The sequence below is a fragment of the Mycobacterium nebraskense genome, from assembly GCF_002102255.1.
Taxonomy (GTDB): domain Bacteria; phylum Actinomycetota; class Actinomycetes; order Mycobacteriales; family Mycobacteriaceae; genus Mycobacterium; species Mycobacterium nebraskense.
The window spans coordinates 1-1,720 of record NZ_LQPH01000146.1 but is presented as its reverse complement, the minus strand read 5'-3'; the positions used below and the strand labels follow the sequence as shown (position 1 = coordinate 1,720).

At 60.0% G+C, this 1,720-nt stretch carries 2 protein-coding genes; one reads left to right on the top strand and one right to left on the bottom strand.

Annotated features, from left to right (window positions below; translation table 11 throughout):
- Positions 1-102: 102 nt before the first annotated feature.
- Positions 103-450 carry a hypothetical protein gene (locus AWC17_RS20355; protein WP_141224698.1) on the bottom strand — a complete coding sequence of 116 codons (348 nt, stop codon included), beginning with the start codon at positions 448-450 and terminating at the stop codon, positions 103-105.
- A 79-nt stretch (positions 451-529) separates the two neighbouring features.
- Here AWC17_RS20355 and AWC17_RS20350 point away from each other — a divergent pair, with 79 nt between their 5' ends.
- Positions 530-973 carry a nuclear transport factor 2 family protein gene (locus tag AWC17_RS20350; protein WP_046185511.1) on the top strand — a complete coding sequence of 148 codons (444 nt, stop codon included), beginning with the start codon at positions 530-532 and terminating at the stop codon, positions 971-973.
- Positions 974-1,720 lie beyond the last annotated feature (747 nt).

The following is a 1,720-nucleotide window of genomic DNA, read 5'->3' as shown; positions in this document are numbered from 1 at the left end:
TCCAATTATCCCTTGCAGGACAGGCACTTTCGCGTATCTACACCCCGACACTCACAATAATCCACGAAAAATCCGGGCTAGGCAAGACGGCTAGGGAGACGGCTAGGCTTGCGCGCCGGGAGAACCCCCGCGCCACCGAAAAGCCAAGACCGCGACGATGATCGCCGCCGGCAGGGCGCCCGCCGCGAAAATCGCCAATTGCCAGGCCCACCCGATCGCTTTACTGGCCAAATCTTCGCTGTGGATGACCTGGTCACCGGCCGGCGTTCTGGCCACGCAGCCGCGGTTTTTCGCCCACCAGTCGTCTTGCACCAGCCGGTAACCGTGGCCGCCCACCCACGCGTGACAATCCTGGCTGGTGCCCCAGAATCCGTAAGCGATCGTTCCGCAGATCCCGGCCAGCATCGCGCCGACGGCAATCGCGATGAGGATCTTCGCTTGCCCGCTCATGGATTTCATCCTCTGCGGTCTGACCGGTGTTGACACCCGTGCGGTTACCGAGTTTATTTGCGCTATGACAGACGTTTCTATGATCTCGGTCGAGGATGTCGTACTCGGTCTATGGCAGGCGCTCTCGCGGCGGGACTGGGAGGCGGTCAAGACGTTCCTGTCCGATGACTGCCTCTACGTCGACATGCCGGTTCCGGCGCTGTCGGCGCGCGGACCGGAAGACATCGTCAAGCGCCTCAAGATGGGTCTCGAGCCGCTGGCGGGCTACGAGAACCACGACGGCGTGCTGGTGTCCAACGGTTCCGATGTGATGTACGAGCACTCCGAGACGTGGACGTTCACGACGGGCGAGCAGGGCGTGCTGAGATTCGTCACGGTCCATAAGATCGCCGACGGCAAGATCACCGTCTGGAAGGACTATTGGGACATGAACAGTCTGGTCAGCTTCGCTCCCCCGAACCACTTCGAGAACCTCGCGAATGCCGATACTAGCTGGGTTTTTGATGCCACAGGAATAGTCTGAGGCCCCTTCTGCAAGCCATGCGCCTCGCAGCGAATCCTGATTAGCCAACTGTCGCTATCTTGCTGAGCTGCGTGGCGTGGAAGGCCGATGCACCCGTGCGGATGTGAGACACGAACTTAGAACGTGACTACCATTCGCATTCAGTCGTACGACGCCCGAGAGGTTTACATCGCACTGATCGCGAGCTAGCAGCCGAGTGCGAGTGCCGCTGTTGTCGCTTTTCGGCGGTCCTCCGGCCGCGAGGGGGGGTGGGCCGAAATCCCTGAATCGCAGACTCCCTTGTGACCCTTTGGGGCACATCCACGCGGATGCAGATTTTAGAAATATGTTGAAGCACAACATATCTCGAGCAACTCCCAGCTCAACATTTTTTACCTGGATGCGTACTGCAGCATCGGCTCGGAAGACACCGGCCTGTCGGGTGGCGTGATGGTAAGACTCGTTGGGCGGATGCGGTAGAGAGTCCTGTTGTTGGGTTTGTAACGTCGAAGCCTGCCGAAGACTGCACGGCGTTCGCGACTTCTATGCTGGCGCCATCGCTGAGACGGACGCCACGATAGTAGAAGTTGCCGGGTTGGATCTCGCATACCACCACCACCGATAGTGTGGGTTGGCCCATGACAGCCGGCGAACCAGACGCAAACGGCCAGACGATCACTGCCGCGCCGGCGGTCGTGTCCCTGCCGCGGTGTAAAAGAATCCGGACGTAGGTTCCCTCGAAGACCGGCAAGTCTGATGGAAGGAGCA